General features: G+C 41.4%; 19 protein-coding genes. 17 read left to right on the forward strand and 2 right to left on the reverse strand.

Annotated features, from left to right (window positions below; all coding sequences use genetic code 11):
- Positions 1 to 70: 70 nt before the first annotated feature.
- The gene (locus AC4HAJ_RS08230; RefSeq protein WP_491079676.1) at positions 71 to 811 is read right to left on the reverse strand and encodes an amino acid ABC transporter ATP-binding protein; all 741 of its coding nucleotides are present in this window, start codon (positions 809 to 811) and stop codon (positions 71 to 73) included.
- Positions 811 to 2361, reverse strand: coding sequence for an ABC transporter permease subunit (locus AC4HAJ_RS08235; RefSeq protein WP_491079677.1), 1551 nt, complete (start codon positions 2359 to 2361; stop codon positions 811 to 813). Before AC4HAJ_RS08235 ends, AC4HAJ_RS08230 begins: the two co-directional genes overlap by 1 nt.
- 200 nt (positions 2362 to 2561) lie before the next feature.
- Here AC4HAJ_RS08235 and AC4HAJ_RS08240 point away from each other — a divergent pair, with 200 nt between their 5' ends.
- The 17 genes from AC4HAJ_RS08240 to jag all read left to right on the forward strand — a co-directional run bounded on the left by AC4HAJ_RS08240 (position 2562) and on the right by jag (position 22073).
- On the forward strand, positions 2562 to 4469 hold the full coding sequence (locus AC4HAJ_RS08240; RefSeq protein WP_491079678.1) for a DUF2207 family protein: 1908 nt from the start codon (positions 2562 to 2564) through the stop codon (positions 4467 to 4469).
- 63 nt (positions 4470 to 4532) lie between these two features.
- On the forward strand, positions 4533 to 5375 hold the full coding sequence (locus AC4HAJ_RS08245) for an undecaprenyl-diphosphate phosphatase (protein ID WP_491079679.1): 843 nt from the start codon (positions 4533 to 4535) through the stop codon (positions 5373 to 5375).
- Between the two features lie 136 nt (positions 5376 to 5511).
- The gene (locus AC4HAJ_RS08250; protein WP_491079680.1) at positions 5512 to 6309 is read left to right on the forward strand and encodes an adaptor protein MecA; all 798 of its coding nucleotides are present in this window, start codon (positions 5512 to 5514) and stop codon (positions 6307 to 6309) included.
- Between the two features lie 8 nt (positions 6310 to 6317).
- Positions 6318 to 7475 carry a glycosyltransferase family 4 protein gene (locus tag AC4HAJ_RS08255; RefSeq protein WP_491079681.1) on the forward strand — a complete coding sequence of 386 codons (1158 nt, stop codon included), beginning with the start codon at positions 6318 to 6320 and terminating at the stop codon, positions 7473 to 7475.
- A 206-nt stretch (positions 7476 to 7681) separates the two neighbouring features.
- Complete coding sequence (sufC, locus tag AC4HAJ_RS08260) at positions 7682 to 8452, forward strand: Fe-S cluster assembly ATPase SufC (protein ID WP_491079682.1); 771 nt, start codon at positions 7682 to 7684, stop codon at positions 8450 to 8452.
- A gap of 96 nt (positions 8453 to 8548) precedes the next feature.
- Positions 8549 to 9811, forward strand: a complete 1263-nt coding sequence (sufD, locus tag AC4HAJ_RS08265) for a Fe-S cluster assembly protein SufD (protein ID WP_491079683.1) — start codon at positions 8549 to 8551, stop codon at positions 9809 to 9811.
- Positions 9812 to 9845: 34 nt separating this feature from the next.
- Positions 9846 to 11072: a cysteine desulfurase gene (locus AC4HAJ_RS08270; RefSeq protein WP_491079684.1), complete on the forward strand. Its 1227-nt coding sequence runs from the start codon at positions 9846 to 9848 to the stop codon at positions 11070 to 11072.
- Positions 11059 to 11502 carry a Fe-S cluster assembly sulfur transfer protein SufU gene (sufU, locus tag AC4HAJ_RS08275; RefSeq protein ID WP_491079685.1) on the forward strand — a complete coding sequence of 148 codons (444 nt, stop codon included), beginning with the start codon at positions 11059 to 11061 and terminating at the stop codon, positions 11500 to 11502. Before AC4HAJ_RS08270 ends, sufU begins: the two co-directional genes overlap by 14 nt.
- Positions 11503 to 11600: 98 nt before the next feature.
- The gene (gene sufB, locus AC4HAJ_RS08280; protein ID WP_491079686.1) at positions 11601 to 13013 is read left to right on the forward strand and encodes a Fe-S cluster assembly protein SufB; all 1413 of its coding nucleotides are present in this window, start codon (positions 11601 to 11603) and stop codon (positions 13011 to 13013) included.
- A 150-nt stretch (positions 13014 to 13163) separates the two neighbouring features.
- Positions 13164 to 13661 (forward strand): beta-class carbonic anhydrase, encoded by a 498-nt coding sequence (locus AC4HAJ_RS08285; RefSeq protein WP_491079687.1) that lies wholly within the window; start codon positions 13164 to 13166, stop codon positions 13659 to 13661.
- Positions 13662 to 13834: 173 nt separating this feature from the next.
- A complete protein-coding gene (gene gltX, locus AC4HAJ_RS08290; protein ID WP_491079688.1) occupies positions 13835 to 15289 on the forward strand; it encodes a glutamate--tRNA ligase in 1455 nt (484 codons plus the stop codon).
- Between the two features lie 326 nt (positions 15290 to 15615).
- A complete protein-coding gene (locus AC4HAJ_RS08295) occupies positions 15616 to 16374 on the forward strand; it encodes a response regulator transcription factor (RefSeq protein WP_491079689.1) in 759 nt (252 codons plus the stop codon).
- Positions 16375 to 16829: 455 nt separating this feature from the next.
- Positions 16830 to 18026 carry an argininosuccinate synthase gene (locus AC4HAJ_RS08300; protein WP_491079690.1) on the forward strand — a complete coding sequence of 399 codons (1197 nt, stop codon included), beginning with the start codon at positions 16830 to 16832 and terminating at the stop codon, positions 18024 to 18026.
- Positions 18027 to 18292: 266 nt separating this feature from the next.
- The gene (gene argH, locus AC4HAJ_RS08305) at positions 18293 to 19672 is read left to right on the forward strand and encodes an argininosuccinate lyase (RefSeq protein WP_491079691.1); all 1380 of its coding nucleotides are present in this window, start codon (positions 18293 to 18295) and stop codon (positions 19670 to 19672) included.
- A 111-nt stretch (positions 19673 to 19783) separates the two neighbouring features.
- Positions 19784 to 20143, forward strand: coding sequence for a ribonuclease P protein component (rnpA, locus tag AC4HAJ_RS08310; protein WP_491079692.1), 360 nt, complete (start codon positions 19784 to 19786; stop codon positions 20141 to 20143).
- Positions 20127 to 20930, forward strand: a complete 804-nt coding sequence (locus tag AC4HAJ_RS08315; protein WP_491079693.1) for a YidC/Oxa1 family membrane protein insertase — start codon at positions 20127 to 20129, stop codon at positions 20928 to 20930. Before rnpA ends, AC4HAJ_RS08315 begins: the two co-directional genes overlap by 17 nt.
- A gap of 57 nt (positions 20931 to 20987) precedes the next feature.
- Complete coding sequence (jag, locus tag AC4HAJ_RS08320) at positions 20988 to 22073, forward strand: RNA-binding cell elongation regulator Jag/EloR (RefSeq protein WP_491079694.1); 1086 nt, start codon at positions 20988 to 20990, stop codon at positions 22071 to 22073.
- Positions 22074 to 22235 lie beyond the last annotated feature (162 nt).

The following is a 22235-nucleotide window of genomic DNA, read 5'->3' on the forward strand; positions in this document are numbered from 1 at the left end:
TGGGCTAAATGGGATGATTGGTGATATTAAAAAAGAAGCGGGACGACAGTCCCTAGCCTCTTCATTTTAGTTATCCTAAGAAGCGTTGTAAAAACTCTTTAGTACGAGTTTCTTTAGGATTTTCGAAGATCTGTTCTGGTGATCCTTGCTCGGCGATAAGGCCTTTATCCATAAAAATAACGCGATCAGAGACGTCTTTGGCAAACTCCATTTCATGAGTAACAATCAGCATGGTTAAACCAGATTTGGCTAAATCTTGCATTGTTTTTAGCACTTCACCAACCATCTCGGGATCCAGTGCAGATGTTGGTTCGTCAAAAAGGATGGCTTCAGGATTGACAGATAATGCTCTGGCGATAGCTACACGCTGTTTTTGACCACCTGATAGCTGAGCTGGCTTGGCTTTCCAGTATTGCTTACCCATTCCAACTTTTTCTAAATTTTCTTTAGCAATCTTGGTTGCTTCAGCCTTATCACGCTTGAGGACTGTGGTCTGGGGGACAATGGCATTATCAAGAACATTGAGGTTTTCAAAAAGGTTGAACGATTGGAAAACCATGCCTAACTTTTCGCGATAGGTCGTGAGGTCGTATCCTTTTTCTAGGACATTTTGTCCATGGTAGAGGATTTCTCCATCTGTTGGAATTTCTAAGAGATTAATGGAGCGAAGGAAGGTGGATTTTCCAGAGCCTGAACTGCCAATGATAGAGATGACTTCACCCTTTTGTACAGATAAGGAAATATCTTTTAGGACCTCGTTTTTACCAAAGGATTTCCTGAGGTGTTTGATTTCTAAAATAGTATCAGTCATTAGTGAATCCCTCCTTGCGTATAGTTATCTTGGTCAAGGCGGCGTTCTACATAACGCAGGATGCGTGTAACAACAAAGGTCAAGATGAAGTAGATAGTGGCAATGACAAAGAAGGTTTGGAAATATTTATAGCTTTGTGTTGCTACGGTATTACCAGTAAAGTAGAGTTCAACAACAGAGATAACATTGAGGACTGAGGTGTCCTTGATATTGATAACGAACTCATTACCAGTTGCTGGTAGGATGTTGCGGATAACTTGTGGAATAACAATCTTGCGCATGGTTTGTCCGTGGGTAAAACCAAGTGCAGTTGCAGCTTCAAATTGTCCCTTGTCTACTGCAAAGATACCACCTCGGACAATCTCGCTCATATAAGCCCCTGTGTTGATAGAGACGATAAAAATAGCAGCGGTTGTCCGGTCTAGGTCATAGCCGAAGGCCTGAGCTGTTCCGTAGTAAATAACCATAGCTTGTACGATCATAGGAGTCCCACGAAACACTTCGATATAAACATTGAGGAGCCAGCCAAATAGTTTTTGAAGGCTAGCTAGAGCAGTATTGCTTGCTTTTGGTGCAGTCCGGTAGACTCCGATTAAAAGACCAATGGCTGTCCCTACAACAGTCCCTATGATGGATATCAGAAGGGTCATGGCTGTCCCACGTAGGAACTGTTTCCAGTTTTGGGCTAGAATGGTGGCCATTTGACCAAAGAATCCTGGCTCTTTCTGGCTAGTCTTTTTTTCTAAGGGCTGAGCTTTGATCATATCATCCATGAGCTGCAGTCTCTCTTTTTCAGAGATACCTGCTAGAACTTGGTTGACTTGATTTTTAGTGGCAGTATCATTTTTACGCAATCCAATGGCAAGTGCTGTGTCAGATTTAGAAGTTTTAAAGCCCTTGTTATCTTCAAAGGTAATCATCTTAAAGCGACTATCGGAGCTAACAGCAGATGAGGCTTCTGGGCGTTCAGAGATATAACCATCAATGACATCTGAGGAAAGGGCTTGGCGCATCTGGTTGAAATCTCCCATAGCTGTTTCTTTAGAAGCGCCGGAAATTTGGTCAATCAGATCATAGAGGTAGACCCCTTGCTGACCAGTTAATTTAGCACCTTTAAAATCAGATAAGGATTTTGCCTTTGCATACTGTCCTTCTTTGGAGACCACGATAACAGGCTTGGAGTCGTAGTAGCTGTCAGTAAAGGCAATTTCTTTTTTACGTTCAGCGGTAGGACTCATCCCTGCGACGATCATATCAATTTTGCTGGATGTCAGGGCAGGAATCAAGCCGTCCCACTTAGTTTTGACGACTAAGAGTTTTTTGCCTTGTGCTTTGGCGATTTTTTTAGCGATTTGGACATCATAGCCATTGGCATAATCGCTAGTACCATCGATAGGAACGGCACCGTTTGCATCATCATTTTGTGTCCAGTTAAAGGGAGCATATGCTGCTTCCATACCGACCCGTAAGTATTCATCTGCATGAACAGATGATAAACTCCCCATCATGACCGCTAGGGCCATAAGGAGAGCGAAAGTCAATTTTTTCATGGTGTTCTCCTGTTGGTTTTGACTCTTTTAAGCGATAAAAGCTCAAAAGGTCATAAATATACATACTATCTTATTTTACAGGAAAAGAACCAGTATTTCAATGGGATAGATGGCTAATTTCGCCTCATACAGGGGAAACAATAGATTGTAGCCTGAATTGTGGTAGAATGAGTCTAAACTATTGCTGTGAGGGTATGTGAATGAAAAAAATCATAGTGATCTTGCTCGGTATTTTTGTGATGTTATTGGGCAGAGCAGTTGAGGCAGATGAGGTTAGTTCGAGGATTTTGTCCTATGATGCTAACTTATTGCTACAGTCAGATAATTCTGGTGTTTTAACGCAGGAAATTACCTTTTTGTATAGCTCTGATTTTAATGGTCAGTACATTACCCTTGGAACCGAGCAGATGCCTAAAGGCTTCGATGTTGATAAAGCTTACCTAAATTATGTTAAACAAAATGGAAAAATGAGATTGGATGCTTATGGGGATTTAGAGAAAATAGATGGTGGCTACCGCATTAAGGTCTATGATGGTGGTCATAGTGGGGATCAAGTAAAGGTTAAAGTAACTTGGCATTTGAAGGCAATGACGACGGCTTATCAAGATGTTGCAGAGTTAAACTGGAAGCCTATCTCAGATCCTGATGAAACGTTGGAAAAAGTAACCTATACGGTGAAGACTGAAAAGCAGACGGCTAATCGGCAACTGTGGGCCCACCGAGGCTACTTTAAAAAAGCTCCTAAAGTTTCTCAATTAACAAATGGTTATAAAGTAGAAGCTGAGGATGTTGATGGGGCTTTGGAGCTACATGGCTATTGGGATAGTGATATTTTTGATAACTCTGTGGCTCGCTTAAAGCGTGATGGTAAGCAGAAAATTTTGCGGACAGAAAAGCTGATTGATCTTAAATCGGCTATACTCGGGACCTTATTTGGCAGGGTTATACCTGTGAGCTTACTTGTCTTGGGTGTCCTAGCTGCCATGTTATCTAGACGGTTTAGCAGAAGGATTGATCCCTTTAATCCAAAGGGGATTAAGGCAAGGCTATATGAAATTCCTGAAGACTTATCTCCTTTTATTTTAGCAATGGAGATCTATCGTACCAATCTTAAGGGGTTGTTACTAGATGGGGATTTTAAATCTGATCACATTCGTTTCAATCATCTTATTCAGGCGGTGCTGGTGGATTTAATTGATCGCAAACACTTAAGTGTAGAGGATGATAAAGGCGTTCCTGTCTTAAGGATCATAAATTTGGGAGGACTAACAAAATATGAGTCAACTTTTCTGAAGATGGCTTTTGGGCGTGATGAACAGCGTCGGTCGGATGAGCTGTTTTCTGATTATCAGTATGATGAGAAAGCTGTGATTCGGCAGTTGAAAAAAAGCTATAAGGGCAATAGTTTGCAATCGGCTGTTCGAAAGAGCGGTGATAAGATGAGACACAATATTAGTCAGATGGTTCAAGCTATTGATAAAAGTGTTAATGGTGAGATTCTTGGATCTAAGCGTCCTAAGATATATCGAAAATTGCGCACAGACGAAGCACAAAAGATTAGTCGTATGAAGTATGGGCTGATGATATTAGTGATTGTTTCAATCCTTACCCTATTTTATATGCTTTTGAGTGGTAGTTCTTTAGTATTGCTTTATGTAGGGCTTACTGTTTTATTGATTGTTTTGAGTTGGGTTAGCTTTTGTCAGTTTAAGCTCCTTGATTTTCCCGGTGTTGTTACGGAAAAAGGAGCCAACCGTCTGCTGCAATGGCAGAGTTTCGAGCGGATGCTGAAGACTCTTGATACTTTTGATGATACTGACTTACAGGGAGTTGTTCTCTGGAATCGGATGTTGGTGTATGCTAATTTACTAGGATATGCAGATAAGGTTGAGGACTACGTCAAGTTACATCAGATCACATTACCACCAAGTTTAGCAGCGGTGAATCTTGGAGCATTTCGAAACAGTACATATTATTCAGGAAGGCATCTCTCATATGTATCAAGCAGTGCGATATCCGCATCGAATTTCAGTATATCATCAGGCAGTAGCAGTGGTGGTGGCGGCTTTTCTGGCGGTGGCGGCGGTGGTGGTGTTGGGTCATTCTAGTAGAACCCTCATGCCTTCATGTCAGCTTGTGTTATAATAATTTAAAAGACTTTAGGAGAACTTATGTTTATCATCGAATTACTTAAGGCCATCTTTCTTGGAATTGTCGAGGGGATTACAGAATGGCTTCCTATTTCTAGTACGGGTCACTTAATTTTAGTTCAGGAATTTGTGAAGTTAAAGCAGGATAGAGACTTCATGGAGCTGTTTAATATTGTGATTCAGCTGGGCGCTATTTTGGCGGTTATGGTTATTTACTTTAGACGCCTCAACCCTTTTCAGCCTGGTAAAACCAAGCAAGAGGTTCGCTTGACTTGGCAACTTTGGCTTAAGGTAGTTATTGCTTGTATTCCTTCTGCCATTATCGGACTAGCGCTGGATAACTGGATGGATGAACATTTTAGCAATTTTATCAGCGTGGCAGTCATGCTGATTGTTTATGGGATTGCTTTTATCTGGATTGAGAGGCGTAATAAAGCGGTTGAACCTCAAGTGACAGAACTGTCACGCATGCACTATAAAACAGCTCTGTATATTGGTTTGTTCCAAGTTTTAAGTATTATCCCCGGTACTAGCCGTTCGGGAGCGACGATCCTGGGAGCAATTTTGGTAGGAACGAGTCGAAGTGTTGCTGCTGATTTCACATTTTTCCTGGGAATTCCGACCATGTTTGGCTACAGTGGATTGAAGTTTGTCAAGTTTCTTTTAGAGGGCAATAGTCTGACAGCTGAGCAGTGGAGCCTCCTATTGTTGGCTTCTCTGGTTGCTTTTGCTGTCAGTTTGGGTGCCATTAAATTCTTGACAAATTTTGTTAAAAAACATGATTTTACTGTTTTTGGTTGGTATCGTATCGCTTTGGGAGCTATTTTAATTATTTATGCAGCCGGTCGGCATATCCTCGGCTAAAGAAGAGATTCTATTTTTCTGATTTTAAAAATAGAATCTTTTTTTGAAGGAGGGACAGTGAGGGAGGCTCCTTAATCATTGAAAGATTGCCTTCTTTCTAGTATAATGATGACACTACTCGTGCGAGGTAAAGACTATGGAAATGAAACAAATTAATGACTCCACTTTGAAGATTTCAGTGAGTATGGAGGATTTGGATACCTATGGTATGGAGGTTAAGGATTTTCTTATGCCTCAAGAAAAAACGGAGGAATTTTTCTACACTATCTTGGATGAATTGGATATTCCTGATAGTTTTAAGTCTACAGGTATGCTCAGTTTTCGTGTGACACCACGTAAAGATCGTGTAGATGTTTTTGTGACTAAGTCAGACTTGAATGAAGAGCTTGATTTTGAACAAATGTCTGAGGATATGGATTGGTCAGATATTAATCCAGAAGATTTTTTGAAGACATTGGAAAAAAATATGGCTGAGCATGGAGATGCTGACGCTCATAAGCGGATGAAACATCTGGAAGATATGATTGATGAAGCTATCAGTCAGTTGCCAGAAGATGAGCAGGCTAGTGTGGCGAACTCTGAGGAGATGGCCAAAAATTCAGGCTCTTATCTCAGTGCTGACGATTTAATACCAGAGACGCACTATGTTCATTTTACGGCTGATTTTGCGAATTTGCGAGAGGTTATTGTTGCAGCCCATGCTATGGAGTTGCCAATCGAGGCTTCTGAGTTGTTTAAATCCGAGTCTGGCTATCATCTGACAGCTCTCTTCTATATTGGCGATGAAGGTGGTGTACGTGCTCGCCAGCTAAAAGCTTATTTTAATGAGTACGGAAAACCATCTGAATACACTAGGGCTCACTTGTTAGAGCATGCTGTTAAATTGGTCGATGAGGACGCTACTGATCGCTTGAAATGGATTGAGCTGGGATAAGAAACGTGATGGATCATTTTAGTTTTCAGTATCTCTTGGTTTTGATCGGGATCTTTTTGATTTCCTTGGTGGCAACCCCTTTGGTGCGTTTTTTGGCGTTTAGATTGGGGGCTGTTGATCAACCCAATGCCAGGAGGGTCAATCAGGTTCCTATGCCGTCTAGTGGTGGATTAGCGATTTTATTGGCCTTTCTTGTCGGAGCCTTGGTTTTATTGCCTATGGTTACTCAAAGGCACCATATGGTTCATTCTTATTTTAACTATATTCTTCCGATTGCAGTCGGTGGCTTACTTGTCGCTCTAACTGGCTTAATTGATGATATTCGTGAGTTAAAGCCTAAGGGGAAATTGTTAGGCATTGTGCTAGCCGCAACCTTGGTCTGGTGGTTTACTGACTACCGGTTTGATAGTTTTAAGATTCCTTTTGGCGGTCCCATGCTATACTTTAATCCTATTTGGAGCTTTATCTTTACAGTTTTGTGGATCGTAGCGATCACTAATGCTATTAATTTGATTGATGGTTTGGATGGTCTAGTCTGTGGGGTGTCGATCATTAGTCTAACAACTATGGGGTTGATTTCCTATTTTTTCCTTTTTGATAGTAATTTCTACACGACGATTACGATCTTTTTGCTGATTGCAGCGATAGCTGGGTTTTTCCCTTATAATTATAATCCTGCTATTATCTACTTAGGTGATACAGGGGCATTATTTATTGGATTTATGATTGGCGTTTTGTCGCTTCAGGGCTTGAAAAATTCAACAGCTGTAGCTGTTATTACCCCAGTTATTATTCTTGGTGTTCCAATTTTAGATACCTTTGTTGCTATTGTGCGTCGTAAGCTATCGGGACGCCCGGCTATGGAGGCTGACAAGATGCACCTCCACCATCGTCTTTTAGCTATGGGCTTCACTCATCGTGGTGCCGTCTTGGTTGTTTATGGTATTGCTATGGTGTTTTCATTGACCTCTTTGCTCCTCAATGTCTCCAGTCGACTGGGAGGGATCTTATTAGTGATTGGTCTTTTATTCACTGCTGAGATTCTGATTGAAGGTTTGGAAATTTGGGGTGTAGGTCGAACGCCGCTCTTTCAGGTTTTAAAATTCATTGGGAACAGCTCTTATCGTCAGTCGGTTTTAGCAAAGTGGTCTAAAAAATCTAAATAAGACTAGGTTTGATAGGTTCTGCTTCTGGAAAATGATTAGGATTTTACCTATCGAATAACTTAGTAAATAGCAGAGATTGAGACTTTTGTCCCAATCTCTTTTCTGTTATAATAACGGTGTGAATGATTGGGGCTGAAGGTTTGTTTCAGCCCTATCTAGTAGGTGGCTACTGAGACTATTTCACATAAAGAGAAAAGGAGTGACACATGTCTGTACTTGAAATTAAAAATCTTCATGTCTCAATTGAAGATAAAGAAATATTAAAGGGCTTGAACCTGACACTTAAAACTGGAGAAATTGCGGCTATCATGGGTCCAAATGGTACCGGGAAATCAACGCTTTCAGCAGCTATTATGGGGAATCCTAATTATGAAGTGACTGAGGGTGAAATTTTATTTGATGGGGAAAACATCTTGGAACTTGAAGTAGATGAGCGCGCACGTTTGGGGCTTTTCTTGGCGATGCAATACCCATCAGAGATCCCAGGTATTACGAATGCAGAATTCATTCGTGCGGCTATGAATGCTGGAAAAGAAGATGATGAAAAGATCTCGGTACGTGATTTTATTACTAAGTTAGATGAAAAAATGGATCTGCTTGGAATGAAGGAAGAAATGGCTGAACGCTATTTGAACGAAGGCTTTTCTGGTGGGGAGAAAAAGCGTAATGAAATCCTTCAATTACTGATGATAGAGCCTAAGTTTGCTCTTTTGGACGAGATTGACTCTGGGCTCGACATCGATGCTCTTAAGGTTGTTTCTAAAGGGGTTAATGCTATGCGTGGTGAAGGCTTTGGTGCTATGATTATCACTCACTATCAACGCTTGCTTAACTATATCACTCCAGATGTTGTGCATGTCATGATGGACGGTCGTGTTGTCCTGTCTGGCGGCGCTGAGCTTGCTGCACGTCTTGAGCGTGAAGGGTATGCTAAGGTTGCTGAGGAATTAGGTTTGGAGTACCACGAAGAAGTCTAACATTCCAGATGCTAAGAGGGACTGTAATCTTATAATTGGGATCAGTTCCTATCTCTACTGAGACTTTGATAGAAGAGAAGGAGTATCGATTATCTTATGTCGAAAGAATCTATTATAAATTTTTCTCAGCTCCATGCTGAACCAGTTTGGCTGCAAGAAAGGCGCTCACTAGCCTATGATCAGATCGATCAGTTAGATTTGCCAGAGATTGAGCGTGTTAAGTTTCATCGCTGGAATTTAGGCGATGGTACTATAGCTGAAAGTGAAGGGGCAGCAACTGTTCCAGATTTTACATCTCTTGGGGATAATCCTAAATTGGTTCAGGTTGGAACTCAAACTTTGTTGGTGCAAATGCCTCCAAAATTGCAAGAACAAGGTGTTGTCTTGACAGATTTTATGACAGCCTTAGAGGAAATTCCAGAGCTGATCGAGACTAATTTTGGTAAGGCTCTTGCTTACAATGAGGATAAGTTGGCAGCTTATCATTATGCTTATTTTAATAGTGCAGCAGTCCTCTATGTGCCAGATAATGTAGAGGTTGATCAACCTATTGAGGGTATTTTTTTCCAAGATAGTGATAGTGCTGTGCCGTTTAACAAGCATGTTCTCATCATTGCTGGTAAGAATGCACGTGTCAGTTATTTGGAGCGCTTTGAGTCGATTGGTTCAGGCTCTCAGAAGGCTACAGCTAATATCAGTGTAGAAGTTATTGCAGGTGCTGGGAGTCATGTGAAGTTCTCAGCGATTGACCGTCTGGGAGAAAGTTTGACGACTTACATGAGTCGTCGTGGCTATCTGGAGAGGGATGCTGCTATTGATTGGGCCCTTGGTGTTATGAATGAGGGAAATGTTGTAGCAGACTTTGACAGTGATCTCAAAGGCGATGGTAGCCGTGCTGATCTCAAGGTTGTGGCCGCCTCAAGTGGCCGTCAAGTTCAAGGAATTGATACACGAGTGACCAACTATGGTAAAAATTCGGTGGGTCATATTTTGCAGCATGGTGTGATTCTTGAGCGAGGAACTTTGACCTTCAATGGTGTTGGCCATATCATCAAGGGAGCTAAGGGAGCTGATGCTCAGCAGGAAAGTCGTGTGCTTATGCTTTCGGATAAGGCACGCTCTGATGCGAATCCCATTCTTTTAATTGATGAGAATGATGTGACTGCTGGACACGCTGCTTCAATTGGGCAAATTGACCCGGAAGATATGTATTACTTGATGAGTCGTGGTTTGCGCTTTGAAGAGGCAGAACGTCTTGTTATCCGTGGTTTCTTGGGTGCTGTCATCACAGAAATCCCTATCAAGGAAGTTCGTGATGAAATGATTTCAGTTTTAGACTCAAAACTTGATAAGCGTTAAAGATGATCCTTAGAGGATAGGAAGGGGGCAAGCCTTGCTAGATGTTAACAGTATACAAAAGGATTTTGCTATTTTAGACCAGGTTGTCAATGATGAACCCTTGGTCTATCTGGATAATGCTGCTACGACGCAAAAGCCGCAGGTAGTTATAGATCAACTCGATCGTTATTATAAGCAGGACAATGCTAATGTCCATCGAGGGGTTCATACTTTAGCTGAGCGAGCAACTCGGGCTTACGAAGACAGTCGTGAGACATTACGTGCCTTCCTAAACGCTAAATCAACTAAAGAAATCCTCTTTACAAGAGGGACGACTACTGGGCTCAACTGGGTTGCTCAGTTTGCTAGAGAGGTTCTGCAGCCAGGTGATCGGGTCTTGATTACTATCATGGAGCACCATTCCAATATCATTCCCTGGCAGCAGGCTTGTCAGTTGAGTGGTGCTGAGTTAGTTTACGTCTACCTCAAGGATGGTCAACTGGACATGGATGATTTGAAGGCTAAGCTGACAGATCAAACCAAGTTTGTTAGTGTCGCTCATGTTTCAAATGTCTTAGGAGCAATCAATCCTGTTAAGGAAATTGCTCAGTTGGCCCATCAACATGGTGCTTATATGGTGGTCGATGGGGCGCAATCTGCTCCGCATATGCGAATTGATGTTCAGGAATTGGACTGCGACTTCTTTGCTTTATCTGGTCATAAGATGCTGGGTCCAACTGGTGTTGGGGTCCTTTATGGGAAAGAAGACCTGCTAGATCAAATGTCTCCGGTTGAATTTGGGGGTGAGATGATTGATTTTGTCTATGAGCAAGAAGCGACATGGAAAGAACTGCCTTGGAAATTTGAAGCGGGAACACCTAATATTGCCGGTGCAATTGCTTTGGGGGTTGCTGTTGATTACCTGGCTGCCTTGGGTATGGAGGCTATTTACGATCATGAGCGAGAATTGGTTCGTTATGTCTTGCCTAAACTACAGTCCATTGAGGGGTTGAGTATTTATGGACCAGAGGATCCGGCTCAACATGCCGGCGTCATTGCTTTTAATCTGGCAGGGATTCATCCGCATGATTTGGCGACTGCTTTGGATTATGAAGGTGTAGCTGTGCGTGCTGGTCATCATTGTGCTCAGCCCTTGATTAATCATTTAGGTATTCATTCCGCAGCGCGTGCCAGCTTTTATATCTACAATACTAAAGAGGATTGCGATCGTCTGGTTGAGGCAATTCTCAAAGCAAAGGAGTTTTTCAATGGCACTTTCTAGGTTAGACAGCTTGTATATGGCAGTAGTTGCTGACCATTCTAAAAATCCCCATCATCATGGTTTTATCGAGGGAGTTGAGCAATTACAGCTCAATAATCCAACTTGTGGGGATGTGATTAATCTCTCAGTTCGATTCAATGGGGATTTGATTGAAGATATCGCTTTTGCAGGTGATGGTTGTACCATCTCGACAGCTTCCTCCAGTATGATGACGGATGTTGTGATTGGAAAAACTAAGGAAGAGGCTTTGCGTTTAGCGAGTCTATTTTCTGAGATGGTTCAGGGGAAAGAAGATGACCAGCAAAAAGATTTAGGTGAAGCTGAACTTATGGCTGGTGTGTCAAAATTTCCGCAGCGTATCAAATGTGCCACCCTCTCATGGAATGCTTTAAAAAAAGCTATTGAGCGTGATAACAAGGATTTATCTTAAACGAAGGGTTACTTTTTGTCCGAATTTAGAATGAAAAGAATTAATCTAAAAGAAAGGAAGGGGCGATGAGAGTGATTTCTCAATGCCCAAAAGGAAACATGGCAGAAGAAAAGGTAGAGCCAAAACCGATTGATCTCGGTGAATATAAATATGGTTTCCACGATGATGTGACACCGGTCTTCTCGACTGGGAAAGGGATCAATGAAGATGTTGTTCGCCAAATGTCAGCAGAAAAAGGGGAACCTGAGTGGATGTTGGGATTTCGTCTCAAGTCCTTAGAGACTTTCAATAAGATGCCCATGCAAGATTGGGGGCCAGATCTTTCCGACATCGATTTTGATGATTTGATTTACTATTCAAAGGCGACTGACAAAGCGGCTCGTGACTGGGATGATGTCCCAGAAAAAATCAAGGAGACCTTTGAGCGTATTGGGATCCCTGAGGCAGAGCGTGCTTACTTGGCAGGGGCTTCGGCTCAGTATGAATCCGAAGTGGTTTATCATAATATGAAAGAGGAATACGATAAGCTGGGAATCGTCTTTACGGATACAGACTCAGCCCTCAAGGAATATCCTGAGCTTTTTAAGCAATATTTCTCGAAACTTGTTCCACCGACAGATAATAAGTTAGCTGCGCTTAATTCAGCCTTTTGGTCGGGTGGTACTTTTATCTACGTTCCTAAAGGGGTCAAGGTAGATATTCCACTTCAAACTTACTTCCGTATGAATAATGAAGCGACGGCCCAGTTTGAGCGCACTCTTATTATTGTCGATGAAGGTGCTAGTGTGCACTATGTTGAGGGATGTACGGCTCCGACTTATTCGACGGCTAGTCTGCATGCTGCGATTGTCGAAATCTTTGCCTTGGATGGTGCTTATATGCGTTATTCGACGATTCAAAACTGGTCAGATAATGTTTATAATCTGGTGACTAAGCGGGCTAAGGCTACTAAGAATGCGACAGTCGAGTGGATCGATGGGAATATTGGTGCTAAAACAACCATGAAATATCCTTCTGTTTATCTGGACGGTGAGGGTGCGCGTGGAACCATGCTATCTATTGCCTTTGCCAATAAAGGTCAGCATCAAGACACCGGTGCCAAGATGATTCACAATGCACCTCATACGTCATCATCAATCGTCTCTAAGTCAATTGCACGTAATGGTGGTAAGGTGGATTATCGTGGTCAGGTGACCTTCAGCAAACCATCGACCAAATCTGTTAGTCATATTGAATGTGATACCATTCTTATGGATGATTTATCTAAATCAGATACGATTCCATTTAATGAAATTCATAATTCACAAGTAGCTTTAGAGCACGAGGCCAAGGTTTCAAAAATTTCAGAAGAGCAGCTCTATTACCTTATGAGTCGTGGTTTGTCAGAGCAGGAAGCAACTGAAATGATCGTTATGGGATTTGTAGAGCCTTTTACCAAAGAGCTTCCAATGGAGTATGCTGTTGAACTTAACCGTTTGATCAGCTATGAAATGGAAGGATCTGTGGGTTAGATATTAATGGTCAGAAAGAAGCAACTTAGCTTCTTTTTTTGATGAATGCCAGTCCATCAGCTTCCTAAGCGTAAGAAAAATTCCGATGCTTTTATAAATCCATGCTATAATAGTTGAAAATGTTTGAGATATTTAGAAAAGAGAACACTTATGCCAACTTATTTTGATAATTTTATGAAAGCTAATCAAGCTTATGTTGATCTACATGGAACGGCTCACTTACCGATTAAACCGAAAACGCATGTGGCTATTGTTACTTGTATGGATTCACGGCTTCATGTGGCTCCGGCGTTAGGGTTAGCACTTGGGGATGCCCATATCTTGAGAAATGCTGGTGGTCGTATTACAGATGATATGATTCGTTCCTTGGTGATTTCTCAGCAGCAATTAGGAACAAGAGAGATTGTTGTTCTTCACCATACAGACTGTGGGGCTCAGACCTTTCAAAATGAAGACTTTGTCACTGAATTGGAGGAGCGTTTTCAAACTGATCTGAAAGGAATGGATTTTCTTCCTTTTGAGGATATTGAAGATAGTGTTCGTGAGGATGTGCAAAAACTTAAAGAATCTCCTTTGATTCCCGATGATATTACCATTTCAGGCGGTATTTATGATGTGGATACTGGCCGTATTCACCAAGTAGTATAAATAATAATAGATTGTGCCCTGGCACAATCTGTTATTATTATCTGATTTGTTTCTACCAAGACAGTTTTAGAAGATATGGTACTCTAGTCAATTCTTGATCTTTCCCTTTTTTTCTTATTTAGTGCTATAATGATAAGGATTGAATCTTTTAAAATAGGAGATGGTACAAGACTATGTCTAATGAAATTCGTGTGCGTTATGCACCAAGTCCAACTGGATTGTTGCATATTGGAAATGCTCGGACAGCATTGTTCAATTATCTTTATGCCCGTCATCACGGTGGCACTTTTGTTATTCGTATTGAGGATACTGACCGTAAGCGTCATGTGGAAGATGGGGAACGTTCTCAGTTGGACAACTTGCGCTGGTTGGGGATGGATTGGGATGAGAGCCCAGAGACTCATGACAATTATCGTCAGTCCGAACGCCTGGCGCTCTATCAAAAATATATCGACCAGTTGCTTGCTGAAGGTAAGGCTTATAAGTCCTATGTAACAGAAGAAGAACTAGCAGCTGAGCGGGAACGTCAAGAAGCGGCAGGTGAAACACCACGTTACATCAATGAATACCTTGGTATGAGCGAAGAAGAAAAGGCTGCTTATATTGCTGAACGTCAGGCAGCGGGGGTTGAACCGACGGTTCGTCTTGCTGTTAATGAGTCAGGGATTTATAAGTGGAAGGATATTGTCAAGGGTGATATTGAGTTTGAAGGCAGCAATATCGGTGGTGACTGGGTGATTCAAAAGCGTGATGGGTATCCAACCTATAACTTTGCTGTAGTTATTGATGACCACGATATGCGGATTTCCCATGTTATTCGTGGTGATGACCATATCGCCAACACTCCTAAGCAGCTCATGGTCTATGAAGCGCTTGGTTGGGAAGCACCTGAGTTTGGTCATATGACCCTGATTATCAATTCTGAAACAGGTAAGAAGCTGTCCAAGCGTGATACCAATACTCTCCAATTTATTGAAGACTATCGCAAAAAGGGCTATCTGCCAGAAGCTGTTTTCAACTTTATTGCCCTTTTGGGTTGGAATCCTGGCGGTGAAGATGAAATTTTCTCTCGTGAGGAATTGATTAAGCTATTTGATGAAAGTCGTCTCAGCAAGTCACCAGCAGCTTTTGACCAAAAGAAGCTTGATTGGATGAGCAACGATTACATCAAAAATGCTGACTTTGAAACAGTGTTTAACCTCTGTAAACCATTTCTTGAAGAAGCGGGACGTCTGACTGACAAGGCTGAAAAGTTGGTCGAGCTCTATCAACCACAAATGAAGTCAGCTGATGAAATTATCCCTTTGACTGACCTCTTCTTTGAAGACTTCCCAGAATTGACTCAGGAAGAAAAGGATTTTATGGCAGGCGAAAGTGTTCCAACCGTCCTTGAAGCCTTCAAGTCTAAGCTGGAAGCTATGTCTGATGAGGACTTCCAAGCTGAAAATATCTTCCCGCAAATCAAGGCTGTCCAAAAGGAAACAGGCATCAAGGGTAAAAATCTCTTTATGCCAATTCGGATTGCAGTTTCTGGTGAAATGCATGGTCCGGAACTGCCAGATACTATTTACCTCTTAGGTAAGGAAAAATCAATCCAGCATATCGACCAAATGTTGCAAAACTTGTAATATTTTAATACATTATATTTTGATTTGTGATAAAAATATGATAAAGTGTTTCTAGTTAGTGATAGGTTTGCGACTATTATCATCGACTAGCTAGTTTGCTGCAACAAAGATTGGGAGAGGTCTTTGAGGTGACAGACTTGTTCTTGTAAGGTCGATATTAAACTTGTTACGTTTTAATGGATTCCCAGTCAGTTGGGGATCCATTTTTCATCCTCAAAATCGCATCTAGCTGCTTGAGTGTTTAGAGGTCTTTTTTGATATTTTAATCTTAAAATAATATAATAGCAGGAGACTATTGTAACGATCAAAGGCGAGGTAGTGATTGTATGAATGTATTCATTTTAGAGGATAATTTGATCCAGCAGACTAGGATTAAGGCACTCGTTTCAGATTTACTTAGAGAAGAAGGCATTATGGCACGTCAGTTTGGTGTTTTTTCTAAGTCGCAAAATTTATTAGAAGCTATTTCTGAAAGAGGAAATCATCAGCTTTTTCTCTTGGATATTGATATTAAAGGTGCTACCAGAGAAGGGTTGGAGACAGCCTCTAAGATTCGTGAGATTGATCCTTCTGCTATTATTGTATTTGTCACGACTCATTCAGAGTTTGCGCCTATTAGTTTTCGTTATAAGGTGTCAGCTTTGGACTTTATCGATAAGGGACGATCTGATGATGACTTTAAAAATGATTTGCGGGATGTTTTGTCCTATGCGGCTAGTCATGTTAATCGATCGGAAGATATTGATGAGGTTTTTACTTTTGAGTCAGCTCAGGCTCGTGTTCAGTTGCCCTTTAAGGATATTTATTACTTTGCAACCTCGCCTACCCCTCATAAGCTGATGTTGATGACTAAGTCAGAGCGCTTAGAGTTCTATGGTAATTTGTCAGAGATTGCAGCTGTTGATTCTCGCCTTTTTTCTTGTCATAGATCTTTTCTGATTAATTTGGATAATATTAGTCGAGTCGATAAGTCTGAACTCATGGTTTATTTTGAAAATGGTGATTCCTGTCCGATTTCTCGTCTTAAGTTGAAATCACTTATGAAGGAGTGGGAGAAGCGCAGACGGCAAGCTGAAGAGCTCTAAGTAAGGTCTTAGGGCTTTTTCTATTTTAGGCGTATTGTGAGTATCGAAAGTCATGTTTGGGAATTTTTGACATTTCAAGATGAAAAAATGACAATTCAAGATTTTTCCCTTCAAAAAATTCTGTCTTGAGATATACTAATTGACGTAGGGATGGTGTTATCTATCAAATTCTCTCTCTCCCAATTATTATATTGATAGATAACGGACGCAAACTTATCCCGAACTTCTTATTTATTCGAAACATTTCTTATCTCTCCCAATAATAATATAGAAATGGCAAAAAGATCAGCGACGGCTGGTCTTTTTTGTTTTATGATAGAAGATACCTATAAAATTAATAAAATACAAAAAACATTAAAAAAGGGGTTGACTTATGAATAAAAATACATTAAACTATAGCTATAAGGTTGAAATATTCAAATCCAGCCCTAAAAAATAAGAAAAGAGAAATTGTTATGTCTAAAGAAAAAGTTATTCTTGCCTATTCTGGTGGTCTTGATACGTCAGTAGCTATCACTTGGCTGAAAAAAGATTATGATGTTATTGCTGTCTGTATGGATGTTGGCGAAGGAAAGGATCTTGAGTTTATTCATGATAAGGCTTTGAGCGTCGGTGCTATTGAGTCTTATGTCCTTGATGTTAAAGATGAGTTTGCGCAAGATTATGTGTTGCCAGCTCTTCAAGCCCATGCCTATTATGAACAAAAATACCCATTGGTATCGGCTCTGAGCCGTCCGGTGATTTCTAAGAAATTGGTTGAGATTGCCCACAAGACTGGTGCAAGTACGATCGCTCATGGTTGTACTGGTAAAGGGAATGACCAAGTTCGTTTCGAGGTGGCTATTGCTGCGCTTGACCCGAACTTGAAGGTAATCGCTCCTGTAAGGGAGTGGAAGTGGTCACGTGAGGAAGAAATCGAGTATGCTAAGGCAAATGGTGTGCCTGTTCCTGCTGATCTTGACAACCCTTATTCTGTGGATCAAAATCTTTGGGGACGTGCCAATGAATGTGGTGTTTTAGAGAATCCGTGGAATGAAGCTCCAGAAGATGCTTTTGGTATTACAACTCCAGTAGAAGAAGCTCCTGATACTCCTGAGTTTGTAGAAATTACTTTTAAGGAAGGTAAGCCAGTCGCTCTTGATGGCCAAGAGATGAAGCTGGCTGAGCTTATTCAAAAATTGAACGATATTGCTGGTAAGCATGGTGTTGGACGTATTGACCATGTAGAGAACCGGTTGGTGGGAATTAAATCTCGTGAAATTTATGAATGTCCAGGCGCTATCACTCTCTTGACAGCGCACAAGGAGATCGAAGATATTACGCTTGTACGTGAAGTGTCACACTTTAAACCTATCCTTGAAAATGAGTTATCAAATTTGATCTACAATGCACTCTGGTTTAGTCCAGCGACTCAAGCTATTATGGCTTATATTAAGGAAACGCAAAAAGTAGTGAACGGTATTGCCAAGGTGAAATTGTATAAGGGTTCTGCCAAGGTTGTGGCACGTCAGTCACCTAATTCACTCTATGATGAAAACTTGGCAACCTATACTTCAGCAGATAGCTTTGATCAGGATGCTGCGGTTGGCTTTATCAAGCTTTGGGGGCTGCCAACACAGGTCAATGCTCAAGTTAATGATACTGCTAAATGAGATTGGTCTTTCAGATAAAAGTATCCTGTGAGTTACATCTGAATCTCTTTTCTTATTAATTATTTCCAAGCATAGAGTTCTGTGAGACTCACTTGGATCTTGAATAAAGGTGTCCTTGTGAGTCACTTTCAAGTCGAAATGCCCTGAGAGGCCTTAAAAACTAGCTGAGAGGTAGGCTAGTTTTTTATGAAAGCATTCATTTGTCTATTGATAGGTTGTAGTCCTAGTTGAGAGACGCTCAAAAGAATTGGGCAGAGAGGAGAAAGATGGTAGAGAATCATAAATTGTGGGGTGGTCGCTTTGAGGCCAGTCTAGATAAGTGGGTTGAAGAGTTTGGCGCTTCTATTAGCTTTGATCAAAAAATGGCAGAGTTTGATTTGAAAGGGTCAATGACTCATGTAACGATGCTGGGTGAAACAGGGATTATTACCAAGGATGAGGCTGAGCAAATCCGGGCTGGTCTTAAGGAGCTGCTTGAGGAATTTCATGCAGGTCAGTTAGTGTTTGATGTGACTAACGAAGATATTCACATGAATTTAGAAGCTCTTTTGACGCAAAAAATTGGGCCAGTAGCTGGGAAACTCCATACAGCACGTTCACGTAATGATCAGGTTGCGACAGATATGCACCTCTATTTGCAAGCTAAATTGCATGAAGTCATTGATAAATTGCACCATTTGCGTGAGGTTTTGGTCGGTTTGGCTGAGAAGCATGTCGATACCATCATGCCTGGCTATACTCACTTGCAGCATGCCCAACCTATCTCTTTTGGCCATCATATGATGGCTTACTATAGTATGTTTACACGTGACAGTGAGCGCTTTATCTTTAATCAAGAGCATACCAATCTCTCGCCTTTAGGAGCTGCTGCCTTGGCTGGAACAACTTTTCCAATCGATCGGGAAATGACAGCTACTCTCATGGGTTTTGCTAAGCCTTATAGTAATTCTTTGGATGCTGTGTCTGATAGGGATTTTATCCTGGAGTTTCTATCTAATGCTAGTATCTTGATGATGCACATGAGTCGTATCTGCGAGGAAATTGTCAGCTGGTGTTCCAATGAATTTCAGTTTGTCACCTTGTCTGATACCTTTTCAACGGGATCATCCATTATGCCGCAAAAGAAGAATCCTGATATGGCAGAGTTAATTCGTGGGAAGTCGGGCCGTGTCTATGGGAACTTGATAGGCCTACTGACGGTTATGAAATCATTGCCCCTGGCTTATAACAAGGATCTTCAAGAAGATAAGGAAGGAATGTTTGATACGGCTGAAACAATCACAGTGGCTATTGATATACTGGCTGGAATGCTAGAGACTATGACCATCAATGAAGAGCAGATGGCTGTATCAACTGAGAAAGATTTCTCTAATGCGACTGAATTGGCTGATTATCTAGCTGTAAAGGGGATGCCATTTAGACAGGCCCACGAAGTGGTTGGTAAGTTAGTCTTGGAGTGCACGAAAAAGGGTTATTATCTTCAGGATGTTCCTCTTGAGCGTTATCAGGAGATATCACCATTGATCGAGGAAGATATTTATGTAGCCTTGCAATCTCGGACAGCGGTTTCACGTCGGAACTCTCTTGGTGGAACTGGATTTGCTCAAGTTGAGCAGCAGATTAAGGAGGCAAAAGCATCGCTTTAGCTGATCAAAGATTCAGTTTATAAATCAAAAGGCCTATAACCTTTGGGGTTATAGGCTTTTTGCGAACTTTGTGGTATAATAGAAAATCATTTAGATTAGTTGGAGACAGTGGTGAAAAAGACCTATCGTGTAAAGCGCCCCCAGGATTTTCAGGCGATTTTTGACCGTGGCAGCAGTGTTGCCAATCGGCGCTTTGTTGTTTATAGTTTAGCAGTCGCAAGACCACACTTTCGAGTGGGGTTATCGGTTAGTAAAAAACTGGGCAATGCTGTGACTCGTAATCGTGTCAAGCGCAAGCTCAGGCATATTCTCATGGAATTGGGTCCAGACCTAGAGTGTCAGGATTTTGTCGTGATTGCTAGAAGAGGTGTTGAAACCATGTCATATCAGGAAATTAAGCGTAATTTAGAACATGTTTTGACTTTGGCAAAACTATATCAGAAAGGACAAGATTGTGAAGAAAAATCTTAAGTTTGGTTCATTAGCTCTTATGGCTTTAGTGTTTTTATCAGCATGTAGCCGTACGAGTAGTGTTTCTAGCTCTTCTACAGGCTGGGATCAGCTTGTTTATGCTTTTGGGCGAGCTATTCAATTCCTCTCATTTGGAGGATCAGTAGGGATTGGGATTGTTCTATTTACCCTTTTAGTGCGCTTAGCCTTAATACCTTTGTATAATAGACAAATTAAGGCTTCTCAGGTCCTTCAGGATCTTCAACCTGAAATCAAGGAGATTCAGCGTCAGTATGCTGATGATCGCAATACGCAAGCGATTAAGATGCAAGAGCTTTACAAGGCCAACAATGTAAAGACTAGTGCAGCTTTTTTACCTCTTCTTTTGCAGCTACCTATCTTGATTGCTCTTTATCAGGCTCTGCTGCGTGTGCCGGAGTTAAGCCGTGGTCAGTTTTTGATTTGGGATCTGGGGCGTAATGACCATACCTTTATCCTTCCGCTGACAGCAGCTATTTTCACTTTCTTATATATGTGGCTGTCTAATAAGGCTGCCAAAGAGAAGAATACGCTAACGACTGTGACTAGTATTATGATGCCACTCTTAATTTTTTGGATGGGAGCACAATTTACCAGTGGTGTTGCTCTTTACTGGGCAGTGGGAAATATTTTCCAAGTAGGCCAGACTTTGATCTTCAATAATCCATTTAAGATTATTGCTGAGCGTCAACGTCAGGAAGAGCTTATGAAAGAAAGGGCTGCTAAAATTAGGCGTGCTAAGAAGAAAATAAGTAAAAAACGAAAATAAGATTGTGACAAGCACCTGCTTTTTGCTAGGGCTTTTGCTTACTAAGGAGAAGTGGATATGGTAAAATTTACCGGAGAGACAGTTGATGAAGCGATTGATAAGGGGTTGGCTACCTTAGAAATTAGTCGTACGAAAGCATCTATTCGTGTACTCTCGCGCGGGAAAAAAGGTTTATTTGGATTGGGACGACGTCCAGCTGAGGTTGATGTTGAAGTTATTAATCATTCGACCGTATCCAAGGCTGATCGTGATATAGTACGCAATCTTCCACGTCAACTGAGAGATCAAGAGACTTCAGAAGAGCTGCTTGAGCAGGAAAAGCTTGAGTCTAGAAAAGTTACTAGTATTATCAACTATTTAGAAAAGCGTGGAAAAATTGTCAATGACAATGTGAAGTCGGAGATGTTGGATGCTAGACGCTCAGTGACGGCGATACTGAGTGATCTTTTACCAGATGAGATTGTTGAGGAATATCGTCGTAAGAAAGAAGAACTGGATCAAAAGGGGTTAGACTGGGAAGACGATATCGCCTTAGACGAAGAGCAAGATGATCTAGTTGATGACCAGGAAAACTTATCTGAGTCAGATGAAGCACAGGATAGTGATTTATCTGAAGCTAGGGATGAGGAATTTGAAAGTTTTATTAACAGTGAATTTGATCAGGTGGAGCAGACTGGTCAGAAAGATATAGAAGAAGCGACCAGAGTAGTCAGCTCCTATGTCCAAGAAATTCTTGATAACATGGATGTGGAAGCATCCGTGGAAGCTAGTCATAGTGGTAAACATATGACACTGCAGATCGAAACTGGCGAAGCTGGTCGTGTGATTGGCTATCATGGTAAGGTGCTCAAGTCTATTCAAATCTTGGCGCAAAATCTATTGCATGACCAGTTTACTCGTCATTTCAGTGTCACTATCAATGTTCATGATTATATTGAACGGCGTATGGAGACATTAAGTGATTATGCTAAAAAGGTCGCTCATGAAGTCGTGGAGTCCGGGCAGCCCTTCACCATGGATACGATGAGCAATGACGAGCGAAAGGCTGTTCATAAGACCATCTCTACGATTCCGGGTGTCAGCAGTTATTCGGAAGGGGCAGACCCTAAGAGATATGTTGTTGTCGTTCCGAAGAGCGAATAAAAGATAACCTTAGGCCTGATGTGAGGATAAGGTTTTTATATTACTGATTTTGAAGATAGAGGCTTTGGTTATCTTTGAGTTTTAGTGCTCCTTGGGAGGCGAGCTTTTGGGGTTTCATAAAGATGAAATTTGTAAGCTCCTCAGCGCTCAACTGGAAATAAT

It is taken from the genome of Streptococcus sp. ALY_211 (genome assembly GCF_058314555.1).